At 66.9% G+C, this 21,756-nt stretch carries 23 protein-coding genes; 13 read left to right on the top strand and 10 right to left on the bottom strand.

Features of this window, described 5'->3' with window-relative positions; genetic code table 11:
- The first annotated feature begins 103 nt into the window (after positions 1–103).
- A complete protein-coding gene (locus KUL97_RS02095) occupies positions 104–1,816 on the top strand; it encodes an FAD-binding domain-containing protein (protein WP_217795313.1) in 1,713 nt (570 codons plus the stop codon).
- Between the two features lie 39 nt (positions 1,817–1,855).
- Here the strand turns inward: KUL97_RS02095 and pgeF are convergent, their stop codons facing one another.
- The 3 genes from pgeF to KUL97_RS02080 are packed head-to-tail and all read right to left on the bottom strand — an operon-like array spanning position 1,856 to position 4,988.
- The gene (gene pgeF / locus KUL97_RS02090) at positions 1,856–2,668 is read right to left on the bottom strand and encodes a peptidoglycan editing factor PgeF (protein ID WP_217795311.1); all 813 of its coding nucleotides are present in this window, start codon (positions 2,666–2,668) and stop codon (positions 1,856–1,858) included.
- Between the two features lie 11 nt (positions 2,669–2,679).
- A complete protein-coding gene (locus KUL97_RS02085) occupies positions 2,680–3,597 on the bottom strand; it encodes a Tab2/Atab2 family RNA-binding protein (RefSeq protein ID WP_217795309.1) in 918 nt (305 codons plus the stop codon).
- On the bottom strand, positions 3,594–4,988 hold the full coding sequence (locus tag KUL97_RS02080; RefSeq protein WP_217795308.1) for a S1 RNA-binding domain-containing protein: 1,395 nt from the start codon (positions 4,986–4,988) through the stop codon (positions 3,594–3,596). The genes KUL97_RS02085 and KUL97_RS02080 overlap by 4 nt, the downstream gene beginning before the upstream one ends.
- Positions 4,989–5,051: 63 nt before the next feature.
- On the opposite strand from KUL97_RS02080, the gene KUL97_RS02075 reads away from it, so the two are divergent.
- From KUL97_RS02075 to folE, 6 genes are all read left to right on the top strand, one after another.
- Entirely contained in the window at positions 5,052–5,879 is an 828-nt protein-coding gene (locus KUL97_RS02075) for a creatininase family protein (RefSeq protein ID WP_217795306.1), read from the top strand.
- 97 nt (positions 5,880–5,976) lie between these two features.
- Positions 5,977–6,690 (top strand): aldehyde oxygenase (deformylating), encoded by a 714-nt coding sequence (locus KUL97_RS02070; RefSeq protein WP_217795304.1) that lies wholly within the window; start codon positions 5,977–5,979, stop codon positions 6,688–6,690.
- A 79-nt stretch (positions 6,691–6,769) separates the two neighbouring features.
- The gene (locus KUL97_RS02065; protein ID WP_217795302.1) at positions 6,770–7,837 is read left to right on the top strand and encodes a long-chain acyl-[acyl-carrier-protein] reductase; all 1,068 of its coding nucleotides are present in this window, start codon (positions 6,770–6,772) and stop codon (positions 7,835–7,837) included.
- Positions 7,838–7,887: 50 nt separating this feature from the next.
- On the top strand, positions 7,888–8,877 hold the full coding sequence (locus KUL97_RS02060) for an acetyl-CoA carboxylase carboxyltransferase subunit alpha (protein ID WP_217795300.1): 990 nt from the start codon (positions 7,888–7,890) through the stop codon (positions 8,875–8,877).
- A gap of 45 nt (positions 8,878–8,922) precedes the next feature.
- Positions 8,923–9,648, top strand: coding sequence for an SDR family oxidoreductase (locus KUL97_RS02055; RefSeq protein ID WP_217795298.1), 726 nt, complete (start codon positions 8,923–8,925; stop codon positions 9,646–9,648).
- Positions 9,649–9,669: 21 nt separating this feature from the next.
- The gene (gene folE, locus KUL97_RS02050) at positions 9,670–10,392 is read left to right on the top strand and encodes a GTP cyclohydrolase I (protein WP_217795296.1); all 723 of its coding nucleotides are present in this window, start codon (positions 9,670–9,672) and stop codon (positions 10,390–10,392) included.
- Positions 10,393–10,469: 77 nt separating this feature from the next.
- On the opposite strand, the gene KUL97_RS02045 is transcribed toward folE, so the two are convergent.
- Entirely contained in the window at positions 10,470–10,991 is a 522-nt protein-coding gene (locus tag KUL97_RS02045) for a hypothetical protein (RefSeq protein WP_217795295.1), read from the bottom strand.
- A gap of 9 nt (positions 10,992–11,000) precedes the next feature.
- Complete coding sequence (locus KUL97_RS02040; protein ID WP_217795292.1) at positions 11,001–11,693, bottom strand: phosphoribosylanthranilate isomerase; 693 nt, start codon at positions 11,691–11,693, stop codon at positions 11,001–11,003.
- 56 nt (positions 11,694–11,749) lie between these two features.
- Between KUL97_RS02040 and KUL97_RS02035 the strand changes: the two genes are divergently transcribed.
- Positions 11,750–12,976, top strand: coding sequence for a site-2 protease family protein (locus tag KUL97_RS02035; protein ID WP_217795291.1), 1,227 nt, complete (start codon positions 11,750–11,752; stop codon positions 12,974–12,976).
- A 19-nt stretch (positions 12,977–12,995) separates the two neighbouring features.
- Here the strand turns inward: KUL97_RS02035 and KUL97_RS02030 are convergent, their stop codons facing one another.
- On the bottom strand, positions 12,996–13,721 hold the full coding sequence (locus tag KUL97_RS02030) for a lipoate--protein ligase family protein (RefSeq protein ID WP_217795289.1): 726 nt from the start codon (positions 13,719–13,721) through the stop codon (positions 12,996–12,998).
- A 42-nt stretch (positions 13,722–13,763) separates the two neighbouring features.
- On the opposite strand from KUL97_RS02030, the gene KUL97_RS02025 reads away from it, so the two are divergent.
- Positions 13,764–14,522: a sulfite exporter TauE/SafE family protein gene (locus KUL97_RS02025; RefSeq protein ID WP_217795495.1), complete on the top strand. Its 759-nt coding sequence runs from the start codon at positions 13,764–13,766 to the stop codon at positions 14,520–14,522.
- On the opposite strand, the gene KUL97_RS02020 is transcribed toward KUL97_RS02025, so the two are convergent.
- Complete coding sequence (locus KUL97_RS02020; protein ID WP_254896084.1) at positions 14,515–14,991, bottom strand: CRR6 family NdhI maturation factor; 477 nt, start codon at positions 14,989–14,991, stop codon at positions 14,515–14,517. The genes KUL97_RS02025 and KUL97_RS02020 overlap by 8 nt on opposite strands.
- Positions 14,992–15,131: 140 nt before the next feature.
- On the opposite strand from KUL97_RS02020, the gene psaM reads away from it, so the two are divergent.
- From psaM to KUL97_RS02000, 4 genes are read left to right on the top strand one after another with little or no spacing between them, the layout of a single operon-like run.
- Positions 15,132–15,233: a photosystem I reaction center subunit XII gene (psaM, locus tag KUL97_RS02015; protein ID WP_043717315.1), complete on the top strand. Its 102-nt coding sequence runs from the start codon at positions 15,132–15,134 to the stop codon at positions 15,231–15,233.
- A 60-nt stretch (positions 15,234–15,293) separates the two neighbouring features.
- A complete protein-coding gene (locus KUL97_RS02010) occupies positions 15,294–15,809 on the top strand; it encodes a hypothetical protein (protein ID WP_217795287.1) in 516 nt (171 codons plus the stop codon).
- Between the two features lie 27 nt (positions 15,810–15,836).
- Complete coding sequence (locus KUL97_RS02005; protein ID WP_217795285.1) at positions 15,837–16,832, top strand: protochlorophyllide reductase; 996 nt, start codon at positions 15,837–15,839, stop codon at positions 16,830–16,832.
- A 34-nt stretch (positions 16,833–16,866) separates the two neighbouring features.
- Positions 16,867–17,115 carry a hypothetical protein gene (locus KUL97_RS02000; protein WP_254896083.1) on the top strand — a complete coding sequence of 83 codons (249 nt, stop codon included), beginning with the start codon at positions 16,867–16,869 and terminating at the stop codon, positions 17,113–17,115.
- Between the two features lie 7 nt (positions 17,116–17,122).
- Here the strand turns inward: KUL97_RS02000 and bchL are convergent, their stop codons facing one another.
- From bchL to KUL97_RS01985, 3 genes are all read right to left on the bottom strand, one after another.
- Complete coding sequence (gene bchL, locus KUL97_RS01995) at positions 17,123–18,007, bottom strand: ferredoxin:protochlorophyllide reductase (ATP-dependent) iron-sulfur ATP-binding protein (RefSeq protein ID WP_217795283.1); 885 nt, start codon at positions 18,005–18,007, stop codon at positions 17,123–17,125.
- A 164-nt stretch (positions 18,008–18,171) separates the two neighbouring features.
- Complete coding sequence (locus KUL97_RS01990; RefSeq protein WP_217795281.1) at positions 18,172–20,037, bottom strand: amidohydrolase; 1,866 nt, start codon at positions 20,035–20,037, stop codon at positions 18,172–18,174.
- A 73-nt stretch (positions 20,038–20,110) separates the two neighbouring features.
- Complete coding sequence (locus KUL97_RS01985) at positions 20,111–21,745, bottom strand: ferredoxin:protochlorophyllide reductase (ATP-dependent) subunit B (protein WP_217795279.1); 1,635 nt, start codon at positions 21,743–21,745, stop codon at positions 20,111–20,113.
- Positions 21,746–21,756 lie beyond the last annotated feature (11 nt).

The raw sequence follows: 21,756 nt of genomic DNA, 5'->3' as shown, positions 1-21,756 counted from the left end.
TAATTATGCAACATTTGCATTATCGCATCGCCAAGGACAGCTCGCAACAAAGAACCCCCCGCAACCAGACTGCAAGCCTTCTTCGCCCGCCCAGTGAAACGCCATGGCGTGCACGGTGGTGTGGTTTCGGCGTGATCTGCGCCTGAGCGACCACGCAGCCCTCAGCCAAGCCTGCAGCCAGGGCGCGGTCCTGCCGGTGTTTGTGCTGGATCGCGATCTGTTGTTTCACCCGGAAACAGCCGTGGCACGGGTGGCGTTCATGCTCGAGAGCCTGCGGGCCCTCGATGGGGAACTGCGGCAGCGGGGCGGCCGCCTGTTGATCCGCAGCGGCGATCCAGCCGAACAACTGCTGCAGCTGGTGCGCGCCAGCGGTGCCGATGGCGTGATCGCCCACACCGACAGCGAGCGGCTGGTGGGCCGCGTGCGCGATGCCCGCGTCAGCCGCACCCTGGCCGCCCACCGCATTCCCCTGCGTTGGCTGGAGCCGGCCGGCGCCTGCGGCGAGCTGATGGCTTACAGCGGCTGGAGCCGCCAGTGGCACCAGGCCATGGCCAGCCCGGCCCTGCCAGCGCCGGAGCGGGTTGTGGTGCCGCCCCCTTCCAACGCCCTGCCGGACACACCAGTGCCGAACCTGCAGGAGTTGGGCCTGCGCCCGGATCACAAGCCGATCCCTCCAGGCGGCAGCGCTGCAGCGCTGCAACGGCTCGAGCAGTTCTGCGAAGGCTCCGCTTCCCGCAGCTACTACTGGGAGCTCAGCTACCCCTCCGCGAAGGTCACCACCGGGCTGAGCCCCTACCTGAAATTCGGGGTGGTTTCCCCGCGCCAGTGCCTGCAGCGCCTGGCCTGGCTGCTGCCCCGGGGCGGGGAAGCTGGCCGCCGCGATCCCCGCAGCCGCAGTGCCGTGCAGCTGGCCAGCCGCCTGCGCTGGGGCTGCGCCATCCACCAACGCTTTCGCTACCTACCCCAGCTGGAACTCAGCGCGCTCTGGAGCCCCCTCGAGGCCAGCTGGAAGCTCAGCGCCCAACAGGAGGAGCTCTACGCCGCCTGGTGCGAGGGCCGCACGGGCTTTCCAATCGTGGATGCCGCCGCCCGCTGCCTGCAGGCCGAAGGCGGCTGGCTGGAGCTCAACTTCCGCAGCCGCGCCATCTACGCCAGCTTTCTCTCCAACCTCTGCGGCATCGATTGGCGCTTCGGGGCCTTGCACTACATGCGCCACCTGATTGATGGCGATTGCCCCATCGATCACTACCAATGGGCGATGCAGGCGGGCGTGACCTATCACGGCAACAAAGCCTGGACGCGCATCTACCACCCAGGGCAGGTGGCGGTGGATCGCTGCGACCCCCATGGGCTGTTCATCCGCCGCTGGCTGCCGGAACTGCGGGGCCTCACCAACGACCAGCTGGGCACCCCGCCCGCCATGGCCGACTATCCCGCCCCGGTACTCGATTACGAAACATCGCGCCGGCTGCGGCTGGAGACGTTGGAGCAGCAACGTCTCCGAATTGGAGACGTTCAATCCGCAATGGCTCGCCTTCCGAGCCATATCCATCCCTTCGGCTACCAGCGGATCGCCGGTTGCGAAGTGGGCTGGGCTGATCTGTGGGCAGCCCAAGCGCCATCAGCGCTGCAACCAAGCGCCGTGGATCTCGATCGACTCGACCCAGCCGGCTGGCGAGCGCTGATGAGCTGGTTCAGCGGCAGCAGCCGAGCCAGTGGCACGCCCGCAAGCCGCGCCAGAAACCGCGCCAGCGGCCGCAGCCGCCGCGCGCAAGCCAGCCCCGGGCAACTCAGCCTCGATCTTGGAATCGCCTGAGCGCGCGCGTGTCAGACCATGGCCTTGGGGGCCTCAGCCTCACAACTGCTGCGACACGATGCCGCTCCACTGCACCGCCTTCACCTGATCGCGGCGCCAGGAATGGAACAGCAGCTCCTCCCCCACCGTGCAAAGCGGGCACACGCTGATCTGCTCCGCCGGCACACCGGCCAACTCCAGCTGGCGGCGGGTGGCGGCGCGAATGTCGAGGCGAACGCGGCCGGGGTCGGGGTCGCTCTGCACAGCACCGCAGCGCTCCAGCTCCGCCATGGCCATAAGGGCCCCGCCGCCCTGCCCCGGCAGCGAAGCAGCCACCTGTTCCGCCACGCTCCGCTCCACCTGATAGCGCGCACCACTCACCGCTGGGCCGAGGGCCACCAGCAGATCGGAGCGTCGGCAGCCGGCCTGCTCCAGCTGGGCGATGGCCTCCAGCAGGATGCCGCTAGCCACACCGCGCCAGCCCGCATGGCAGGCGGCCACCCGACCGCTGCGGGGATCGGCGAGCAACACCGGTGTGCAATCGGCGCCGCACACCCACAGGCTCTGGCCGCCCACATCGCTCACCAAGCCATCGGCCTCCGGCCAGGGTTCGGCGCTGGCGGCACTGGCCGGCAGCACCAGGGCGCTGTGCACCTGCTTGGGACGGTGCACACTCACACCAGCGCTCACATAGCCCGCCAGCACCTCCGGGCCGCGGCCTGCCCATTGGCGGGTAAAGAAGCCGTGCTCAAAACCGGAGAGGAGATCGGCCTGGAGGTAATAGCCGCCGTAGCAGCCGATCCAGGTCCAGCCCTCCAACAGGTTGAAGCGGGCGTCGGGACGATCAAACGGGGGATCAACGGCTTCCGCCATGGCCCGCCTCCTCAGGCGTCGGGGAGATCGCGCAGCACCCAGAAGCCATCGAAGCCGTTCTGGGCATCGCTGCTTTGCACGGCCAGAAACTGCACGCCACCGGCCTGCTGCCGCGCCGCGCGGAAGGCCTGGGCCGCCGCCTCAGCCTCCTCCGCCTCGAGATTGCCCAACAGCCAGCGATCCTCCAGACCCGCCTCCAGCACCAGCTGGTTGCCGCTCACCTCCAGGCGCACCGGCTCCAGGCCCGCAATCCAGCCGGCTATAGCCAGGGAGCGGGTGGAGCTGAACAGGCGCAGGCCGCTCACCATCACGTCGTCGTCGCCGGTGCCATCGAGGGGCACCAAACCGGCAAAGCTCACATCCCACTCAGCGGCCTCCCGCAGGGCACCGAGGGGAAGCGAAGCCCAGCTCCAGCTATCGCCGCGCGCGGCCTCGGGCAGGGGCACAGCCACCGGCTGAATCGGCAGAGGCGCCGGCGCCAGGGGCCCAGCCATGTAGCCCTCCTCGGCGGGATACACCGTGGCCTGGCGCTCCTGGAGCCACTCCACCAGGGCGTAGCAGCGGCGGCTGGGGATCAACTCCAAGCTCAGCTGCTCCGCCGCACGCGACACCATCGTGCGCATCGAAGCCCGCCAACAGCGCAGCTTGCGGGGGGCGGCAAAGCCCTCGGCCGCGGCCTGTTCGATCGCCTGCTCGAGGGCCTGCTTCAGCCACTGCGAGTTCACACTCGACGCGGAGCAGTTCTGCACAAAGCGAAAACCGGGCCCCGCAGCACCAGGGGCCGGGGTGCTGCAGATCAACAGCTCCCAGCGCTTTTTGCCATCGGGCTCCAGGATCGGCCGGGAGTAGTAGTCGAGCTCCCAGTCGAGCTGCAGCGGGGCTGCAGTGCGACGGGTGGGATCAGCAACCTGATCGGTGGCCTGACTCATCCGGCGCTCTGTTCCTGTTGGCGCAGCACGCTACGAGCACGGTTGGCCCGATCGGTGGCTTCGGCCATCACCTTGTCGCGATCGATGAGCAATTCCCCGGGTTGGCCCTCCAGCAAGGCGGTGTTGAGGGCGATGCGACCGCGGCCGGGATCGAGCTCGGTGATCAGGGCCTTCACCCGATCGCCCTGGCCGAACACCTCGCGCAGATCGCGCATCTGACCGCCGGTGATCACCGATTGGTGCAGCAGGCCGCTGATGCCGCCCAGATCCACAAACAGGCCATAGGGCTTCACCGACACCACCTGGCCTTCCACCAGCTGACCCACCTCCAGGTTCTGGAACAGGGCGGCCGTGGCAGCCTTCTTCTCGGAGAGCACCAGCTTGCGGGTTTCGGGATTCACCTCCAGGAAGGCCACGCCAAGGGTTTTGCCCACCAGCGCCTCATGGTTTTCGCCCTCCTGCAGCTGGGAGCGGGGAATGAAGCCCCTCAGACCTTCCACATCGGCTGTGACACCGCCGCGGTTGAAGCCGTTCACCTTCACCTGCAGCACCTTGCCCTCTTTCTCCAGGGCGCGCACCTTCTCCCAGCTCTGACGCAGGGCCAGGGCACGGGCGCTCACCGTCACCATGCCGTCGGCGTTCTGCTCACGGGTCACGAGCACCTCCACCTCGGTGCCGCGGGGGAAGCGTTCCTTGAGGTTGGTGATCACCCCCAGGCCGCACTCCTTCTTGGGCATGAAGCCGGGGGCCTTGCCACCGATATCCACATACACGCCATCGCTCTCGAGGCCCACCACCGTGCCCACGGCCACCTCACCGGTGGTGCCCACAAACTCCTGCTCATCGAGGGCGGCCAGGAAGGCGTCGGCGTCGAAGTCAAAGTCGTCCACGGTGCGTGCCGGCACCGCAGCCGCGCGCTCGGGCTGGGGCGGGGCCATGCGGGCGCTGCCGGAACCACCGGAGCCCGAGCGGCCGCCGCGACCACCGCGCTTGTCATCGGGGCCGAGCAGATCGGCCATGGTGAGGCCCTCAAAGCCGCTCATATCGAACAGCTCGTCGTCGCCGCCGGAGCTACGGGAGGGGGCGGCGGGGGCGCTGGGACGCTGCGGGGCCACGGGGGCCTCGCCACGGGAGGCGCGCACAGCGTTTTCCAATTCAGCGGCGCGCTGGGCAGCGGCTTCCGCGGCGGCGCGGGCTTCGGCGGCCTCGCGCTCGAGCTTCAGTTGCTCTTCCTTCTTATTGATCTGCAGCACCTGGGGCGGCTTGCGCGCCGGGGAAGACCCCGCCCCCGAGCCCGCCGGCGGCCGCGGTGACGCGGGAGGCACAGGGCGCGGCGACTGAACTTGCTTGGCCGAAGGCTGGGAGGGCTGCTGGTTGCCAGGACCGGCCATGAAACAAGCACAGATGCACAGCGCCACACTGTAGTGAGGCCCCCTCAGCCGAGTCGTCAGCCCATGGAGTGCAACCACCGAGCCGGCACCCGTCGGCTGGAGCAGCTGGCCTGGCCGCAGCTGGTGCAGGCGGCATCCCAGCCCGGCAGCACGGTGGTGTGGCCGTTCGGCGCCTTCGAGCAGCACGGCCCCCAACTGCCCCTGGGCACCGATGCGCTGTTTGCTGATCAGCTGCTCAATCGGGTGCTGGCGGGGCTGCCCGAAGCGCTACCGATCTGGCGGCTACCTGTGCAGAACCTGGGCTTCTCTCCCGAACACCTGGGCTTCCCGGGCACCTTGAGCCTGCCGGCGGAGCTGCTGATCCGGCAGATCGAGGTGATCGGCGCGCAGCTGGCCGATGCGGGCTTCCAGCGCCTGGTGCTGTTCAACGGCCATGGCGGCCAGATCGCCCTGCTGCAGGTGGCCGCCCGCCAGCTGCGCGCCCAGCGGCCGGAGCTGGCCGTGCTGCCCTGCTTCCTCTGGAGCGGGCCGGAGGGCATCGGCGAGCTGCTGGAGGAGCCGGAACGCAGCCAGGGCCTGCACGCCGGCCTCGCTGAAACCAGCCTGATGCTGCAGCTGGCGCCGGAGCTGGTGGGCCCGGAGCGGCCGGCGGATGGCCTGCTGAGCGAACCGCCCCCGGCGGGCTGGAGCCTGGAGGGGGCAGTGCCTGAGGCCTGGCTCACAGCCGACCTCTCCCGCACGGGCGTGGTGGGTGATAGCCGCGGAGCCTCAGCCGAGCTGGGGGCTGCGCTGGAGCAGCGCCTGGTGACCGGCTGGCAGCGGCTGCTGGAGGCCCTGCTGGACAGCGCCTGGCCCCCCGGAGCCGCCAACGGGGCTGGAGCGCGCGCCTGATGGTGCGGATCCCCGGTGCTCAAAAGCTTTCACAAGCCCAACTGCACCCGCAGGGGATGGTTACAGTCGATTCCACTGCGATGTGGATCAGGTAGCCATGGCGACCCTTGAAGCCCCGGAACTCGGCACCGAAACCTGCAACCTGCCCGACTTCACCACCGAGACCTACAAGGACGCCTACAGCCGCATCAACGCGATCGTGATCGAGGGCGAGCAGGAAGCCCACGACAACTACATCGCCATCGGCACCCTGCTGCCTGATCAGGCCGAGGAGCTCACCAAGCTGGCCCGCATGGAGCTGAAGCACATGAAGGGCTTCACCGCCTGTGCCAACAACCTGGGCGTGACGGCCGACATGGCGTTTGCCAAGGAGTTCTTCGCTCCCCTGCACAACAACTTCACCACCGCCCTCGAGGCCGGCAAGGTGCCCACCTGCCTGCTGATCCAGGCCCTGCTGATCGAAGCCTTCGCCATTTCGGCCTATCACATCTATATCCCCGTTGCCGATCCCTTCGCCCGCAAGATCACCGAGGGCGTGGTGAAAGACGAGTACACCCACCTCAACTACGGCCAGGAGTGGCTCAAGGCCAACCTGGACAGCTGCCGCGAGGAGCTCGAGCAGGCCAACCGCGACAACCTGCCCCTGATCCGCCGCATGCTCGATCAGGTGGCTGCCGATGCCGCCGTGCTGCACATGGATAAGGAAGACCTGATCGAGGATTTCCTGATCGCTTACCAAGAGGCCCTCACCGAGATCGGCTTCAGCACCCGCGAGATCGCTCGCATGGCCGCCGCCGCCCTGGTGGGCTGAGCGCACCCAGCCCCAAACCGGCGTTGCCCTTTAATCGGGTGACTTCAAGGCCGGTGTGTCACCAGGAGCATCTGCACGCATGTTTGGTCTGATCGGTCACTCCAGCAGCTTCGCCCAGGCCCAGGAAAAGGCCCGCGAACTGGGACTCGAGGAGATGGCCGAAGCCGACATGCTGGCCTGGTGTTCCGCCCCGCCCCAGTTGCTGGAAACCTTTGAGGTGACCAGCCGCACCGGCAAAACGATCGAAGGCACCTACATCGACTCCTGCTTCGTGCCGGAGATGCTGAGCCGCTTCAAAACGGCCACGCGCAAGGTGCAGAACGCCATGGAGATGGCCCAGAAGCAAGGCATCAACGTGACGGCCCTGGGCGGCTTCACCTCGATCATTTTCGAGAACTACGACCTCTCGAAGTTCCAGCAGATCCGCAACACCACCCTCGAGTGGCAGCGCTTCACCACCGGCAACACCCACACCGCCTGGGTGATCTGCCAGCAGGTTGAGCGCAATGCACCGCTGCTGGGCATCGATCTGAGCCAGGCCAAGGTGGCCGTGGTGGGAGCCACCGGCGACATCGGCAGCGCCGTGTGCCGCTGGCTCAGCCAAAAAACCGGCGTGGGCGAACTGCTGCTGGTCGCCCGCCAGCAGCAGCGCCTTCAAGACCTGCAAACCTCCCTGGGCGGCGGCACGATCCTCAGCCTCGAGGACGCGCTACCCCAGGCCGATGTGGTGGTGTGGGTGGCCAGCCTCCCGCAAACCCTCACGATCGATCACGCCAGCCTGCGCAAGCCCTGCTTGATGATCGATGGCGGCTACCCCAAAAATCTCGACGCCAAGGTGGCCGGCGATGGGGTGCACGTGCTCAAGGGCGGCATCGTGGAGTTCTGGCAGGACATCGGCTGGCAAATGATGGAAGTGGCCGAGATGGACAACCCCAAGCGCCAGCTGTTCGCTTGCTTTGCCGAGGCAATGCTGCTGGAATTTGAGGGAATCCACACCAACTTCAGCTGGGGGCGCAACAACATCTCGCTGGCCAACATGGAATTGATTGGCAATGCGTCGCTGCGCCATGGATTCCAGGCCATCGGACTCAACGCTGCCCAACTGAGCCGGGCAGTCCAGGGCGGAGTGGAATTGGCGGCTGCCTGAGCCACCCGTCCGCCTCCTCCCACGTCCAGCCCAGCCTTTCTCCTGCTGCCATGGCCCGCCGTCCGCTGCTTGATTTCGAGAAACCTCTGGTGGAGCTGGAGGAGCAGATCGAGCAGATCCGCCAGCTGGCCAAGGATTCCGAAGTGGATGTGAGCCAGCAGCTGCTGCAGCTGGAAACCCTGGCGGCCCGCCGGCGCGAGGAGATCTTCAGCAACCTCAGCCCGGCCCAGAAGATCCAGGTGGCGCGCCACCCCCAGCGGCCCAGCACCCTGGATTACATCCAGGTGGTCACCGATGAGTTCATCGAGCTGCACGGCGATCGCCGCGGCAATGACGACCAGGCCCTGGTGGGCGGGGTAGGCCGCATCGGCGATCAGGGCGTGGTGCTGCTGGGCCACCAGAAGGGGCGCGACACCAAGGAAAACGTGGCCCGCAACTTCGGCATGGCCTCCCCCGGCGGCTACCGCAAGGCGATGCGGCTGATGGAGCACGCCGATCGCTTTCGCCTGCCAATCTTCTCCTTCATCGACACCCCCGGCGCCTACGCCGGCCTCACCGCGGAAGAGCAGGGCCAGGGCGAAGCCATCGCCGTGAACCTGCGCGAGATGTTCCGGCTGCGGGTGCCGATCGTGGCCACAGTGATCGGCGAGGGCGGCTCCGGCGGCGCCCTGGGCATCGGTGTTGCCGATCGCCTGCTGATGTTCCAGCACAGCGTTTACACCGTGGCCAGCCCTGAGGCCTGCGCCTCGATTCTCTGGCGCGATGCCGGCAAGGCCCCGGTGGCAGCGGAGGCCCTGAAGATCACCGCCCCGGATCTCTTGAAGCTGGGGCTGATCGACGACATCATTGCCGAGCCCTCCGGCGGCAACCACTGGGCACCGCGCCAGGCCGCTGAAACCCTCAAGGCCGCTCTTCTGCGCCACCTGGGCGAGCTCCAGGCCCTCAGCGAAACCGAACTCACCAACCAGCGCTACGCCAAGTTCCGGGCGATGGGGCGCTTCCTCGAAGCCGGCCAGCAAGACGCGAGCCTCAGCTCTTAAGGTTTCCTTTCGTTTCATGGACGGCCGCCTGGTGGTCCAGCCTGTGTGACCTCCAGCCGTTCATCCCCCACCGCCCTGATCACCGGTGCCTCGCGCGGCATCGGTGCTGCGGCAGCCAGGGCCTTTGCCCAGGCGGGCTATCAGCTGCTGCTGGTGGCCCGCTCCAGCGAGGCCCTCGAAGCCCTCGCCAGTGAGCTACGCAGCCACGGCCAACGGGTGGAAACCTTGGCCCTCGATCTGGCCGATCCTCAAGCCATCGCCCCAGGCCTCGCGGAGCTGCTCAGCCGCGGCCTCACCCCCAACGTGCTGATCAACAACGCCGGCGCGGCCTACACAGGCAGCCTCGCGGAGATGCCGCTGGAGCGCTGGCACTGGCTGCTGCAGCTCAACCTCACCAGCGTGTTCCAGGTGTGTCAGGCGCTGCTGCCGGCCCTGCGCCAGCAACAGGGCCTGATCATCAACGTGAGCAGCCACGCAGCTCGCAACGCCTTCCCCGAGTGGGGGGCGTATTGCACCAGCAAAGCAGCCCTGGCGTCGTTCAGCCGCTGCCTGGCCGAAGAGGAGCGCGCGCACGGCATCCGCGTCTCCACGCTCACGCTCGGTGCGGTTAGTACGCCCCTTTGGGACAGCGAAACGGTCCACAGTTCCTTTGATCGCCGTGCCATGCTTGCGCCAGAACGCGTGGCCGAGGCGTTGTTGTCTCTGGCCCAGCAACCTGCCTCCCAAGTCGCGGAGGACATCACCCTCATGCCCGCCGCTGGCGTTCTCTGATTCGCTGCGCGGGACCTATCCATGACTTCTACTCTTCCTTCAAGCGTTTCCGGCCAGCTGGCTCCCGTGAGCCGCCGTATTCGCGATCGTCTTGAAGCCGCTGGCGTGCCCTATCTCGCCAACGACAACATCTCTGAGCACCTCGAAGAGGGTGAGCTCGACCAGCTCGAGATCGAAGTGGCTGGCAAGGTGCGCGAGCTGCTGCGCAGCCTGGTGATCGATATCGACAACGATCACAACACCGAGGAAACAGCCGAGCGTGTCGCTCGCATGTACCTCCACGAAGTGTTCAAGGGTCGTTATCACCAGCAACCCAAGATCGCCAGCTTCCCCAATGTGAAGAAGCTGGATGAGATCTACACCGTGGGCCCGATCACAGTGCGTTCAGCCTGCTCCCATCACCTGGTTCCCATCCTCGGCAACTGCTGGATCGGAATCAAACCTGGTGATCGCGTGATCGGCCTGTCGAAGTTCTCCCGTGTGGCCGATTGGGTGTTCTCGCGCCCCCACATCCAGGAAGAAGCGGTGATGATCCTGGCCGACGAAATCGAGCGCCTGTGTGAGCCCCAGGGCCTGGCGATCCTGGTCAAAGCTCAGCACTACTGCATGAAGTGGCGCGGCGTGAAAGAGCCCCAAACCAGCATGGTGAACTCAGTTGTGCGTGGTGATTTCCGCCACGATCCCAGCCTCAAGGCCGAGTTCTTCGAGTTGGTGAAGCAACAGGAATCCCTGCTCCTGCACTGAGCCCAGCGCCAACGTGGCGGAAGGGTTGCCCAGGTGGTGCATCGGCCACCCGGGCAACCCTTTTTGCTGCAAAGCCCTCAGGGCTGAACCGGGCCCAGCGGTTGAGAGGCCACCCGCTTCACGGTGCCGTTCTCGTTCACCACAGCCACCACCATCAGGTTCTGACCGATGTCCACCGGGGCAGGCACATAGGTGGTGCCGTTAGCGCCTTCAATCAACACCCAGCTGCGCTGGCCAGGCTTCAAGCGATACCAGTGGTAGTTGGCGGTGGGAAGAGCCGCTTGGGCATCGGCCACGGCGGTGGCGGTGAGCACAGCCCCCACAGCGGCGTTGCCGTCCAGCACCAGCTGCTTCAGACCATTAATGCGCTGCTGCACCACCCCTTCGAGCTGAATGTCGGTGGAGATCTCCTGCTGCATTTGCTGGATCTGCAGCTGGGGGCTTTCATCCACACCCGGCACGCACTGCAGCGTGGCGCCCACCAGGCGGCAGCCCACCAGATCCTGGGCCTGCAGCGGCGTTGCCGTGGCGGCAGCCAGGGCAGCCGCCGGGAGGGCCAGCCGCAGCAAGCGGCGGGCTGGGGAGCGCATCAGGGCCATGGGGTGGGTTCAGGTGGGGCGATCCTGGCGGAAGGCGGCAACGGCCGTCACGAGCTGGGCCACCCGATCGAGGTTTTTGTCGCCGGGGGCACGCTCCACGCCGCTGGAGGCATCCACCCCCACCGGAGGGTTCATCGCCAGCGCCTGCAGCGCATTGGGAAGGCTTTCGGGCGTGATCCCACCGGCTAGCCACCAGGGCAGCGAGGGCTGGAACCCCTCCAGCCATTCGATCGGGATGCGGTGGCCGGTGCCACCGAGCTGATCAGGCTCCCAAGCATCGAGCAGCAGGGCATCCACCACCGCGGCATAGGCCTCCGCCTGCACTAGATCCTGCTGGCTGCGGATGCGCAGCGCCTTCCAAAGCATCAGCTCGGGCCCCAACCGCTGCCGCAGCGCGGCGCAACGCTCGGGGGTTTCGCTGCCATGGAGCTGCAGCACCTGATGCCCCGCTTCCGGCCCCATCTGAGGCAGATCACCATCCTCTGGATCCGCCACCACCAACACTCCCAGGCAACCGGGCCGGGCCGCCGCCATCGCCTGAAACAGGGCAGGGCGCCGCTCCGGCGCTAGCCAACGCGGCGATGGTGGCACTGCGATCACGCCGATGGCATCGGCGCCCAAGGCCGCCACGGCAGCGGCCTGCTCCGTGCTGCGCAGGCCGCACACCTTGAGCCAGGGCTGCGCGGCAGGAGGGATGAACATCACAAACAGCCGCAGCAGCCAGGCCTTTCTAGGATCGGGGCATTGGGAAGCACCGAGTGGGCGAGGGCTGGCAGCTGCTGAAGATCCGCGGCATCCCCCTGCGCATTCATCCCAGCTGGTTCGTGATCCTTGGTTTGGCCACCGTGGCCTTCCAACAGCAATACAGCCAGCAGCTGAGCGGCAGTGGCAGCAGCCTGGCGCTCTGGGGGCTAGGCCTCCTCACGGCCGTGCTGCTGTTCGTGTCGGTGCTGCTCCACGAGCTGGGCCATTCCCTAGTGGCGCTGCAGCAGGGCGTGCAGGTGCGCAGCATCACCCTGTTTTTGCTCGGTGGCGTGGCCAGCGTGGAGCGAGAGTGCCCCACCGCCATCGGCTCACTGCTGGTGGCCGCCGCCGGGCCGTTGGTGAGCCTGGTGCTGGCGGCGCTGCTCCTGGCCAGCGGCCACAGCGTTGCCCATGCCTCTCCGCTGCTGGGGGCGATGGTGAACGAACTGGGCGGCCTCAACCTGGTGCTCGCCCTGTTCAACCTGCTGCCCGGCCTACCCCTCGATGGGGGCCTGATCCTGAAGGCGCTGGTGTGGCAGTTCAGCGGCAGCCAGCGCAAAGGCACCCAGGTGGCCACCGCCACGGGCCGCTTCCTCTCGCTGCTGGCGATCGGTCTGGGGGTGGTGTTGCTGCTGCGGGGCGCCAGCGTGGGGGGCCTGTGGCTGATGCTTCTCGGCTGGTTTGGCCTCGGCGCCGCCCGCAACCAAAGCCAACTGCTGGCCCTGCAGGGGGTGCTGCGGCAGCTCAAAGTGAAAGACGCTGCCCAACGCCGCTTCCGCGTGCTGGAAGCCGACAGCACCCTCAAACAACTCAGCCGGCTGCGCCAGAGCGATGGCCCCGGCCTGCCGGACTGGCTGCTGGTCACACGCCAAGGCCGCTGGCAAGGCTTTATCAGTGATGAACCCCTGCAGCAATTACCGGTGCAGCGCTGGGAGCAGGAGCAGGTGGGCGATCACCTGCAACCCCTCGATCAACTGCCTCAGATCAGCGCCGAGGCACCGCTGTGGCAAGCGGTGCTGCGCCTCGATCAACCCGACACGCCACGGCTATTGGTGCTCGGCCCCGCCGGGCTCCCCAGCGGCACCCTCGAGCGGCCCGAGCTAGCAGAGCGCGTGCTCGAAACCTTGGGTGTGCGCCTACCCCAGCCGATCCTGGAGGCAGCCCGCCGCCAGGGGGTGTACCCGCTGGGGATGGGACTAGCCCCCGTGGCCCGCAGCATCGAAGCCAGCGGCGAAGGCTGAAACCAGCAACAGCGCGGCTTTACACCCGCCCCAGGGGTTCCAGGGCAAGCACGGCCTCCCATTCGGCCGGACTGAGGGGCTGGCTGAGCAAGCCGCCGCTGCAGAGGTGCTGCTCCGCGGCTCGGCGCAACAGCGGCTCCAGCTGATCGGCACTCCAGGCCAGGGGGGCCAAAGGTGGTGGATCCGCTCCAAACAGCTGCTTCCAGAGGGACAAGGGCGGATCCAGCAGCAGGCTGCCGTGTTGCAGCAGGGCGCCGCCGTGCCAGAGCTGGGCGCTGCCGATCCGCTTGGCACCGCTGGCGCTCACCAGATCGGCGGCGGTGGCGGTGGCAAAACAGCTGCTGCGCTGGGCCGCTGCTGCAGGGCTTGCCACACCGAACTGGAGTGGCTCCCCAGCCAGGGCCAACGCCTCCTGTAACCAGCGGCAGCAGTGGCGATACACCGCTTCGCGATCGCGTTGCTCGGGCCGAAGCACCAGCGCATAGGTGAGTTCGCCGGCGTGGAGCACCGCCCGGCCGCCGCTGGGTCGCCGCACCAGCTCCACACCGGCCGCGTGGCGCCAGTGCGCTGGCCAGCGCTGCTGGTGACGGCCGAGGGAGAGGGCCGGAGCGCTCCAGCGGTAGAGCCGCAGCAGCGGCGGCCCACCCGCCAGCAGTTGCTGCAGCATCCAGCGGTCGATCGCCATCTGGGTGGCCGCCGCGGCCGTGATCGGCGGAATCCAGCGCCAGGGCCCAGCCTCGCTCAACCGCCTTCAGGGATGCTGGATCCACCTTGCCGCGGCCGCGCCATGCCCTGGGACCTGCTGCCGCTGCTGCCCCTGGGGTTGCTGGCGGGCCTGCTCTCCGGCCTGCTCGGCATCGGCGGTGGGTTGATCTTTTCGCCGCTGCTGCTGGCCGTGGGTCTCACGCCCCACCAGGCCCTGGCCACCAGCACCCTGGCGATCCTGCCCACCACCCTGGCGGGCAGCTGGGCCCATCTGCGCAGCGGCCAGGTGCCCGCGCGGGCCGTGCTGGCCATTGCCGGCGGCGCGATCGCCGGGGCGCTGGTGTTCAGCCAGGCAGGTGATGACCTGGAGGACTGGCATCTCTTGGGACTGCAGGCGCTGATGTACGGCGTGCTGGCCCTGGTGATCGCGCCGCGCCGCAGCGACCAGGCCGAGGCGCCGGACCATCTGCCCTTGGCTGGCCTGAGCGGTGTGGGCCTGGTGGCGGGATGGTCGAGCGGGCTGCTGGGGGTGGGAGGGGGCTTGGTGATGGTGCCGCTGATGGTGCAGGGCCTGGGGATTCGCGTGTATCAGGCGATCCGGCTGAGCACGATCGCGGTGTGCGCCTCAGCGGCAACCGCCGCGATCACCTTCACCAGCGATGGCCGGGGCAACCTCGGCATCGGTCTGCTGCTCGGGGGGGCCGCCGCCGTGGCCGCCCAATGGTCGGCGTCGCGGCTGCAATCGGTGAGCGAAGCCAAGCTGGTGTGGCTGCTGCGGCTGCTCTGCGTGCTGCTGGCGTTGGACGCCACCCGCCGAGCGGTGCAGCTAGCCCTCAGCTGAGCCCCTGCCAGAAGCTGCCATCGAGCTCAAAACCGAGCACCGCCGCCATCTGTTCGAGATTGCCACGGCAATTGAGGCCGTGGCCGCGCGACCAGTGATCGAGCAGAAACAACCGGTGGGTCATCCACAGCTCGAGGCTGTCGGGCGCAAAGCGAATACCCTCGCTGCGGCTGAAGCTGTGGGGCAGCAGCATCGCCACATGCCGCGTGAGTTGGCCGCTGCTGCGATCCAGCAACAACGGCAGCCAGGGACACAGGGCATCCGCCCGCAGACTCCAGACCCGCAGCTCCGGGATTTCGGAGAGCTCGCGGGGATCGTCGCTGGCGCGAGGCCACTCGAACGTGAGCTCGAGGCTGCCGCTCTGTTGCAGCAGTGCTTCCGGCTCCAGGGAAAACCAGGGCTCCAGCGGGGCGAGGCTGCGCTCCAGCACCTGCTGCTGAGCGATCAACAGGGGTCCTGCAGGGGACAAGGCTGCGGCCGGCAATGGACGTTGACCGTAGCCAGCAGCTGGGGCGAGGGGGTGTCGAGCTGTGACAGGCCAGGGCCACAGCCCTGGCAAGCCCACGCAGCTGCGGAAGAATGGGTTGGATTTCTGCTTTGAATCAGGCCATGACGTCCCTCACCCAGGCCGAAGTGCTGATTGCCCTGGTGGTGGCTGCCCATGCGGGCGTGCTCGCCGTGCGTCTGGCGGCCAGCCTCTACCGCGCCTGATCCCTTGGCAGCGTGGTTGCGGCCTGCTAAAAGCGGGCCATAACCACGTTTCAGCAAGCTTTGGGCCTGCCCCGCACCGCACAGCCATCGCAGCGGCGATCCGCGCCTCGGGGCAAGCACAGCAACGGTGGTCGCGCCCACCGATCCACACCATCACCCGCACCACAGCAGGCGTCCCCCGCGCCAACCTCGCTGCGGCCCTCAACGCCGGCTCAGGAACTGCTCTGCAGCGGCATCGGCCTCACCCTGAAGGCGGGCCTGGGCCTGGTGGCGGTGGTGAGCCTGGTGCGCCTCGGCGGCGCCTACCGCGAACGGCTCGATCGCTACGGCGAAATCACGGCCGTGCTGAACATCCAGCAGGCCAAGCTCAACAAAGCCCAGCAGCGCTTCGACGATCTGTTCACGACCGGCGGTGAACAGCGCCTGATCCAGGAGCAAGACCAGTGGATTGCCCCGAACCGGATGCGGGTGGTGTGGACCACACCGGGCCAAAGCAGCGGCTCAGCGGCTGCGGCCCCATTTCCAACTGTTGAGCAGCAGCAGCCCAGCACCGAGAAGCCGCAGGCCAGTCGATAACTTGAGGCCCGCCGTATTCCGGGCTTCATGGTGGCCAGCAGCAGCGCATCCAGCTCCAGCAGCAGCCCCGGCGCTGTGTTGATCACAGGCACCACCTCCGGGGTGGGCCTCAATGCCACCAAAGCGCTGGTGGAGCGCGGTTGGACCGTGGTGACCGCCAACCGTGATCCCGTGCGGGCCGCCGCCGCCGCCGATGCCCTCGGCATCCCCAGCGATCGGCTGCATCACCTGCGCATTGATCTCGGTGATCTCGAGAGCGTGCGGGTGGGTGTGGAAACCCTGGTGAGCTCCCTGGGCTTCGGCCTTGATGCCCTGGTGATCAATGCCGCCGTGTACAAGCCGCGGCTGAAGGAGCCCGAGCGCTCCCCCCAGGGCTATGAGCTCTCGATGGCCACCAACCACCTGGGCCATTTCCTGCTGATCCAGCTGCTGCTGCCCGATCTACAGCGCTCCCAGCACCCCTCCCGCCGGGTGGTGATCCTGGGCACCGTGACCGCGAACTCCAAGGAGCTGGGGGGCAAGATCCCCATCCCCGCCCCCGCAGACCTGGGCGATCTCAGCGGCTTCAAGGCTGGCTTCAAGGCGCCGATCGCCATGGCCAATGGCAAGCCGTTCAAGCCCGGCAAGGCCTACAAAGACAGCAAGCTCTGCAACATGATCACCACGCAGGAGCTGCACCGCCGCCTGCACGCCTCCACCGGCATCGTGTTCAGCTCGCTCTACCCCGGCTGCGTGGCGGATACGCCCCTGTTCCGCAACACCCCCAAGGCGTTCCAAACGATCTTCCCCTGGTTCCAGAAGAACATCACCGGCGGCTACGTGAGCCAGGCCCTCGCCGGCGAGCGGGTGGCCCAGGTGGTGGCGGATCCAGAGTTTGCCGCTTCCGGCGTGCACTGGAGCTGGGGCAACCGCCAGAAGAAAGAGGGCAAGCAGTTCAGCCAGGAGCTCTCCGATAAGGCCAGCAATCCCGACACGGCCATCGGGGTGTGGGAGGAATCGATGAAGCTGGTGGGGCTGGCCTGAGATGGCCGCCTGAGCCCCCCATGCGCAGCGTCTGATGTTCCGTCAGCTCCCCGTGTTGCTCCTGGGCTTTGGGCTCGGCCTCGGCAGCGCCATGGCCCTGGCGCTCGCTCCAGCCGTGGCCCTCTGGCCGCTGGTGGTGCTGATCAGTGTGGCGCTGGCCTGCAGCGCCCTGATGCTGATCAGCCGAGCCGGGATCCGCGTGGAGATCTTCACGCGCGATTCGATCAGCGTGAGCACCCGCCGCGGCGCCATTCAGGCGGAGGTAACGCGTCTGCGGATTTAGCCGCGGCCTAATCGAAGCCCAGCAGATCGAAGATCTCGCGGTCTTTGAGGGGTTCGGCCTCGAGCGGCTTCACGCTCTCGAGCATCGATTGCGCCAGGCGCAGGTATTCGTTCTGCACCGCCTCAACCTCGGGGGTGGACTCCATCTCGAAGATCGTGCACTTCTTCAGGCGTGAACGGCGGATCGCATCGAGGTCGGGGAAGTGGGCCATGGTGCGCATGCCCACGCGGTCGTTGAAGCGATCGATCTGGTCGGTGTCTTTGGAGCGGTTGGCCACCACACCGCCCAGACGCACCTTGTAGTTCTTGGCTTTGGCCTGAATCGCCGCAATGATCCGGTTCATCGCGAAGATCGAATCAAAATCGTTCGCGGTCACGATCAGGCAGTAGTGGGCGTGCTGCAAGGGGGCCGCAAAGCCGCCGCACACCACATCGCCGAGCACGTCAAAGATCACCACATCGGTGTCTTCCAGCAGGTGATGCTCCTTGAGCAGCTTCACGGTTTGGCCAGTCACATAGCCGCCGCAACCGGTGCCGGCCGGCGGGCCGCCCGACTCCACGCACTGCACACCGTTGAAGCCCTCGAACACGAAATCTTCCGGGCGCAGCTCCTCGGTGTGGAAATCCACGGTTTCGAGGATGTCGATCACCGTGGGCACCATCTGCTTGGTGAGCGTGAAGGTGCTGTCGTGCTTGGGATCGCAGCCGATCTGCAGCACCCGCTTGCCCAGCTTGGAGAAAGCAGCCGAGAGGTTGGAGCTGGTGGTGCTCTTGCCGATGCCGCCCTTGCCGTAAACGGCAATCACCAGGGCTCCCTCCTCGATCTGGAGGCCGGCCTCCTGGTGCACCTGAACGCTGCCTTCACCATCGGGCCGCGTGAGCGTGGTGGTCATACCAGCAAGGGCTTGGATGTCTTCATCCAACCCCTGCACCGGTGAATCGCAACAGCTGTTCGTGCAAAGCGAAACATCGATCCCCGCGCTGTGCGGATGCGCACACACATCACAAGCACGAACCCCACAGAATTGCTAGGTATAAATACTTATTTTGCAGCGATTCAGGCCCCCGAGCGTGCATCATGGCGCGCCACACCATCCATCAGCGTGAGCAGGCAACGGGCGCTGTACAGGCGATCGGTGGGAAGAGCAGTGAGGTCTTGATCGAACACGCACAGATCGGCGCGTTTGCCCTCCTTGATCGAACCGGCCATGCCGTCGATCCCCAGCTGCCGAGCACCGGCGAGGGTGTAAGCCTCCAGGGCGCCATCGAGGGTGAAGGCATCCTCCATGGGAGGCAAGGGAGCAGTGGGATCTGGCCCCAAGGATTCAGCGCCCATGGAGGCCATGGCCTGCTGCAGTGGCGGCGGCGGTTGGCGCAGGATCGCCGCCTGCACATTCAGCATCGGCTCCACCCCGAGCGTTCCGCTGGCGTAGGTGGCCGGCCAATCACTACCCAGCGCCACATTCACACCGTGATCGCGTTGCAGGCGTCCGAAGCGGAACATGTTGTTGTAACGGTCGGCTCCAATCGCCCGCTCCACCGCCTGGAAGCGGATGCACCAGATGCCGGTGCTTGTGATCAGTGGCTTGAGCCTGGCCAGGCGCAGCTGATCGGCATCATCGGCAATCTGAACGTGGGCCAGGGTGACCTTCGGGCTCACACCCTGCTGACGCACGGTGCTGAGGGCATCCAGGATCTGGCGCAGTGAGGCATCACCAATGGTGTGATAGTGCAGATCAAAACCAGCCTGATCACACTGCTTCAGCAGACGCACCACCGATTCCGTCGAGATTGCCAGGCGCCCATGGCTGCCCGCCGGCTCGAGGTAGGGCTTGATCAATGCGGCCTGGCGATTCTCAATCACGCCATCGCCGATGATTTTCAAGGTGGACACCCGGAAATGATCCGAGCCGTACTGCTGGTGCAGTTGAGCGAGGCGATTCACCGCGTCTTTCACATCGCCTTCAAAACTCACGGTCTGGGTGGCATGCAACCGCACCGGTAGGGCACCGCGCCCATCCAGCTGCTCCACCGCCGTGTAGATCGCCTCCTGGCCGAAGGGCATCGCCGCATCAAACACACTCGTGAAGCCCATCGCCGCAAACTGATCCAGAAGCCGCTTCAGCGATGGGCCGTAAACCTCGGGCTGCAGCAGATTCAGCGCATTGATCACCGGCAACATCGCCGGGAGCTCCCGAATGAACCCCGTGGGAGTGCCATCGGCATCACGGGCGTAACCACCCACAGCTGGATCAGCCGTTTTGGCGTTGATGCCCGCCAGTTCCAGCGCCTTGCTGTTAGCCCATCCGGAATGTCCATCGGAGGAGAGGAAGAACAGCGGCCGATCGCTGCTGATCGCATCCAGATCGCGGCGATGCGGGCCGCCCTGATCGCGGAAGAGGTTGGTATCCCAGCCCTGACCAAAGAAAATGCCGGTTCCTGGGTTGGCCTTCACATAGGCATCGATGGATTCGAGCACCTCCCGCTCGCGCGATTCGATCTTCAAGCTGATCCCACCGCGCAACAGCGCCCCCAGCAACGGATGCACGTGGCTATCAATCAGCCCAGGCAGCAGGATCCGCCCCTTGAGATCCACCCGCTGCGTGTTGGCTCCCAACCAGCGCTGGGCGCCGCGGCGATCACCCACGTACACGATCGTGTTGCCGCGCACCGCCACCGCTTCGGCGCGGGGCTGGTTGCGCTCCATGGTGAGGATCGTGCCGCCTTCAAACAACCAATCGGCCTTGCCATCGGCGGGCACCGCCTTCGCCTCGGCCTTGAGCAGGCTCGGTGCCACGGCTGATGCGGCCATCAAGGCTCCGGCCTGCAGCACCCGGCGCCGGCTTGTGGTGCCGGCCCGGGCGAGCACCGCCTGGCTGAAGCAGCTGCTCAGCTGCTGGCTGAGCTCACATCCGATGCACATCTGGGCCCTGCTCCTCTCCCCAAGGGTGCAGGCCCATGTCGATCACGCCACAGCTTGTAGGGGTCTGTGATGCTCAGCGACTGAAGTGAGCCTTGGCCTCGTACAACGCCTCGCTGTCGATCACCGCCAGGCCCCGCTCGCGGGCGAAGGCCTCGGTGTTTTTGCGCACCTTCCCCCGCACGAAAAACGGGATCTTGGCCAGTTCGGCCTCACCCTCGGGGCTCCAGCTGAGGGCGCCCGCGTGCAGCGGCGGGGCAGCAACCGGGGCCGCTCCAGCGGCGGCCGGAGCTGCGGCAGCAGTGGCTGCGGATGGAGAAGGAGCACCGTCGCCCAGATGGCTGCGGTGGCCATCCACAAATTCGAAGTCGTGGCGGAACATGCCGATCAGGTGTTCCTCCAAGCCCATCATCAGCGGGTGCACCCAGGAATCGAAGATCACATTCGCCCCCTCGAACCCCATCTGCGGGGCGTAGCGGGCCGGCACATCCTGTACATGCAAAGGCGTGCTGATCACCGCGCAGGGGATGCCGAGCCGCTTGGCGCTGTGGCGCTCCATCTGGGTGCCGAGCACCAGCTCGGGGGCCGCCTCGGCGATGGCGGCCTCCACCGCGAGGTAGTCGTCGCTGATCAGGGGCTCAACGCCGAGCTCGGCGGCGGCAGATCGCAGCTCGCGGGCCATTTCGCGGCTGTAGCTGCCCAGACCCACCACCTGAAAGCCCAGTTCGCGGCTGGCGATGCGGGCAGCGGCGATGGCATGGGTGGCATCGCCGAACACGAACACCCGCTTGCCGGTGAGGTAGGTGGAATCCACCGAGCGCGAATACCAGGGCAAGCGGGAGCGGCGCTCGGCCTCGCACACCCCATCGGCTCCGGGCTGCAACTCCGCCGGCAGCTCGAGATCCAGCAGGCTGTGCACCTCTCGCAGGAACGCCACCGTGGCGCCGATACCGATCGGCACGGTGCGCACGCAGGGTATGCCGAACTGGCGCTCCAACCAACTGCAGAGCGTGCCCGCCACTTCGGGGTAGAGGCACACGTTGGCATCGGCCGTAGGGATGCGCTGCAGATCAGCCGGCCGCGCCCCCAGCGGTGCCACCACCGCCACATCGATGCCGTAGCTGCCTAGCAGCTGGGTGATCTCGCGCACGTCGTCGCGGCAGCGGAAGCCGAGCAGCGAAGGCCCCAGCAGGTTCACCCGGGGGCGGCGACCCTCAGTGCGCCAGCGGGCTGGATCGGGCTTGGGCGCTCCCGGCGCCGGCAGTTGCGGCTTCAGCAGGGTGCGCACCAATTGATAGAAGGTTTCTGCCGCACCCCAGTTCTCCTTTTTGGAGTAGGCGGGCAGCTCCAGATTCACGATCGGCAGCGCACCAAAACCCATTCCGGCTGCCAGGGCACCGGGTTGGTCTTGGATCAGCTCAGCAGTGCAGCTCTCACCCACAAGCAGCGCTTCGGGCTCAAACCGCTGCACCGCATCCGCGATCGAGCGCTTCACCAGCTCCGCCGTATCGCCGCCGAGATCACGGGCCTGGAAGGTGGTGTAGGTCACAGGCGGGCGCTTGTCGCGCCGCTCGATCATCGTGAACAGCAGATCGGCGTAGGTATCGCCCTGGGGGGCATGCAGCACGTAGTGCACCCCCTCCATGGAGGCGGCGATGCGCATCGCACCCACGTGCGGGGGGCCTTCGTAGGTCCAGAGAGTGAGTTCCATCGAGCGGGGCC

The sequence above is a fragment of the Synechococcus sp. HK05 genome, from assembly GCF_019104765.1.
Taxonomy (GTDB): domain Bacteria; phylum Cyanobacteriota; class Cyanobacteriia; order PCC-6307; family Cyanobiaceae; genus Vulcanococcus.
The sequence above is the reverse complement of the archived record's forward strand: the minus strand, read 5'-3'. Positions and strand labels throughout refer to the sequence as shown.

Excerpts from the sequence above, each read along its gene's own strand:
- KUL97_RS02060 (WP_217795300.1), top strand. The coding sequence starts at position 7,888 with ATGGCCCGCCGTCCGCTGCTTGATTTCGAGAAACCTCTGGTGGAGCTG.
- KUL97_RS01990 (WP_217795281.1), bottom strand. The coding sequence starts at position 20,037 with ATGTGCATCGGATGTGAGCTCAGCCAGCAGCTGAGCAGCTGCTTCAGC.
- pgeF (WP_217795311.1), bottom strand. The coding sequence starts at position 2,668 with ATGGCGGAAGCCGTTGATCCCCCGTTTGATCGTCCCGACGCCCGCTTC.
- psaM (WP_043717315.1), top strand. The coding sequence starts at position 15,132 with ATGACGTCCCTCACCCAGGCCGAAGTGCTGATTGCCCTGGTGGTGGCT.
- KUL97_RS02080 (WP_217795308.1), bottom strand. The coding sequence starts at position 4,988 with ATGGCCGGTCCTGGCAACCAGCAGCCCTCCCAGCCTTCGGCCAAGCAA.
- KUL97_RS02075 (WP_217795306.1), top strand. The coding sequence starts at position 5,052 with ATGGAGTGCAACCACCGAGCCGGCACCCGTCGGCTGGAGCAGCTGGCC.
- folE (WP_217795296.1), top strand. The coding sequence starts at position 9,670 with ATGACTTCTACTCTTCCTTCAAGCGTTTCCGGCCAGCTGGCTCCCGTG.
- KUL97_RS01985 (WP_217795279.1), bottom strand. The coding sequence starts at position 21,745 with ATGGAACTCACTCTCTGGACCTACGAAGGCCCCCCGCACGTGGGTGCG.
- KUL97_RS02040 (WP_217795292.1), bottom strand. The coding sequence starts at position 11,693 with ATGTTCATCCCTCCTGCCGCGCAGCCCTGGCTCAAGGTGTGCGGCCTG.
- KUL97_RS02070 (WP_217795304.1), top strand. The coding sequence starts at position 5,977 with ATGGCGACCCTTGAAGCCCCGGAACTCGGCACCGAAACCTGCAACCTG.
- KUL97_RS02005 (WP_217795285.1), top strand. The coding sequence starts at position 15,837 with ATGGTGGCCAGCAGCAGCGCATCCAGCTCCAGCAGCAGCCCCGGCGCT.
- KUL97_RS02065 (WP_217795302.1), top strand. The coding sequence starts at position 6,770 with ATGTTTGGTCTGATCGGTCACTCCAGCAGCTTCGCCCAGGCCCAGGAA.
- KUL97_RS02000 (WP_254896083.1), top strand. The coding sequence starts at position 16,867 with ATGTTCCGTCAGCTCCCCGTGTTGCTCCTGGGCTTTGGGCTCGGCCTC.
- KUL97_RS02045 (WP_217795295.1), bottom strand. The coding sequence starts at position 10,991 with ATGGCCCTGATGCGCTCCCCAGCCCGCCGCTTGCTGCGGCTGGCCCTC.
- KUL97_RS02095 (WP_217795313.1), top strand. The coding sequence starts at position 104 with ATGGCGTGCACGGTGGTGTGGTTTCGGCGTGATCTGCGCCTGAGCGAC.
- KUL97_RS02025 (WP_217795495.1), top strand. The coding sequence starts at position 13,764 with ATGCCCTGGGACCTGCTGCCGCTGCTGCCCCTGGGGTTGCTGGCGGGC.
- bchL (WP_217795283.1), bottom strand. The coding sequence starts at position 18,007 with ATGACCACCACGCTCACGCGGCCCGATGGTGAAGGCAGCGTTCAGGTG.
- KUL97_RS02085 (WP_217795309.1), bottom strand. The coding sequence starts at position 3,597 with ATGAGTCAGGCCACCGATCAGGTTGCTGATCCCACCCGTCGCACTGCA.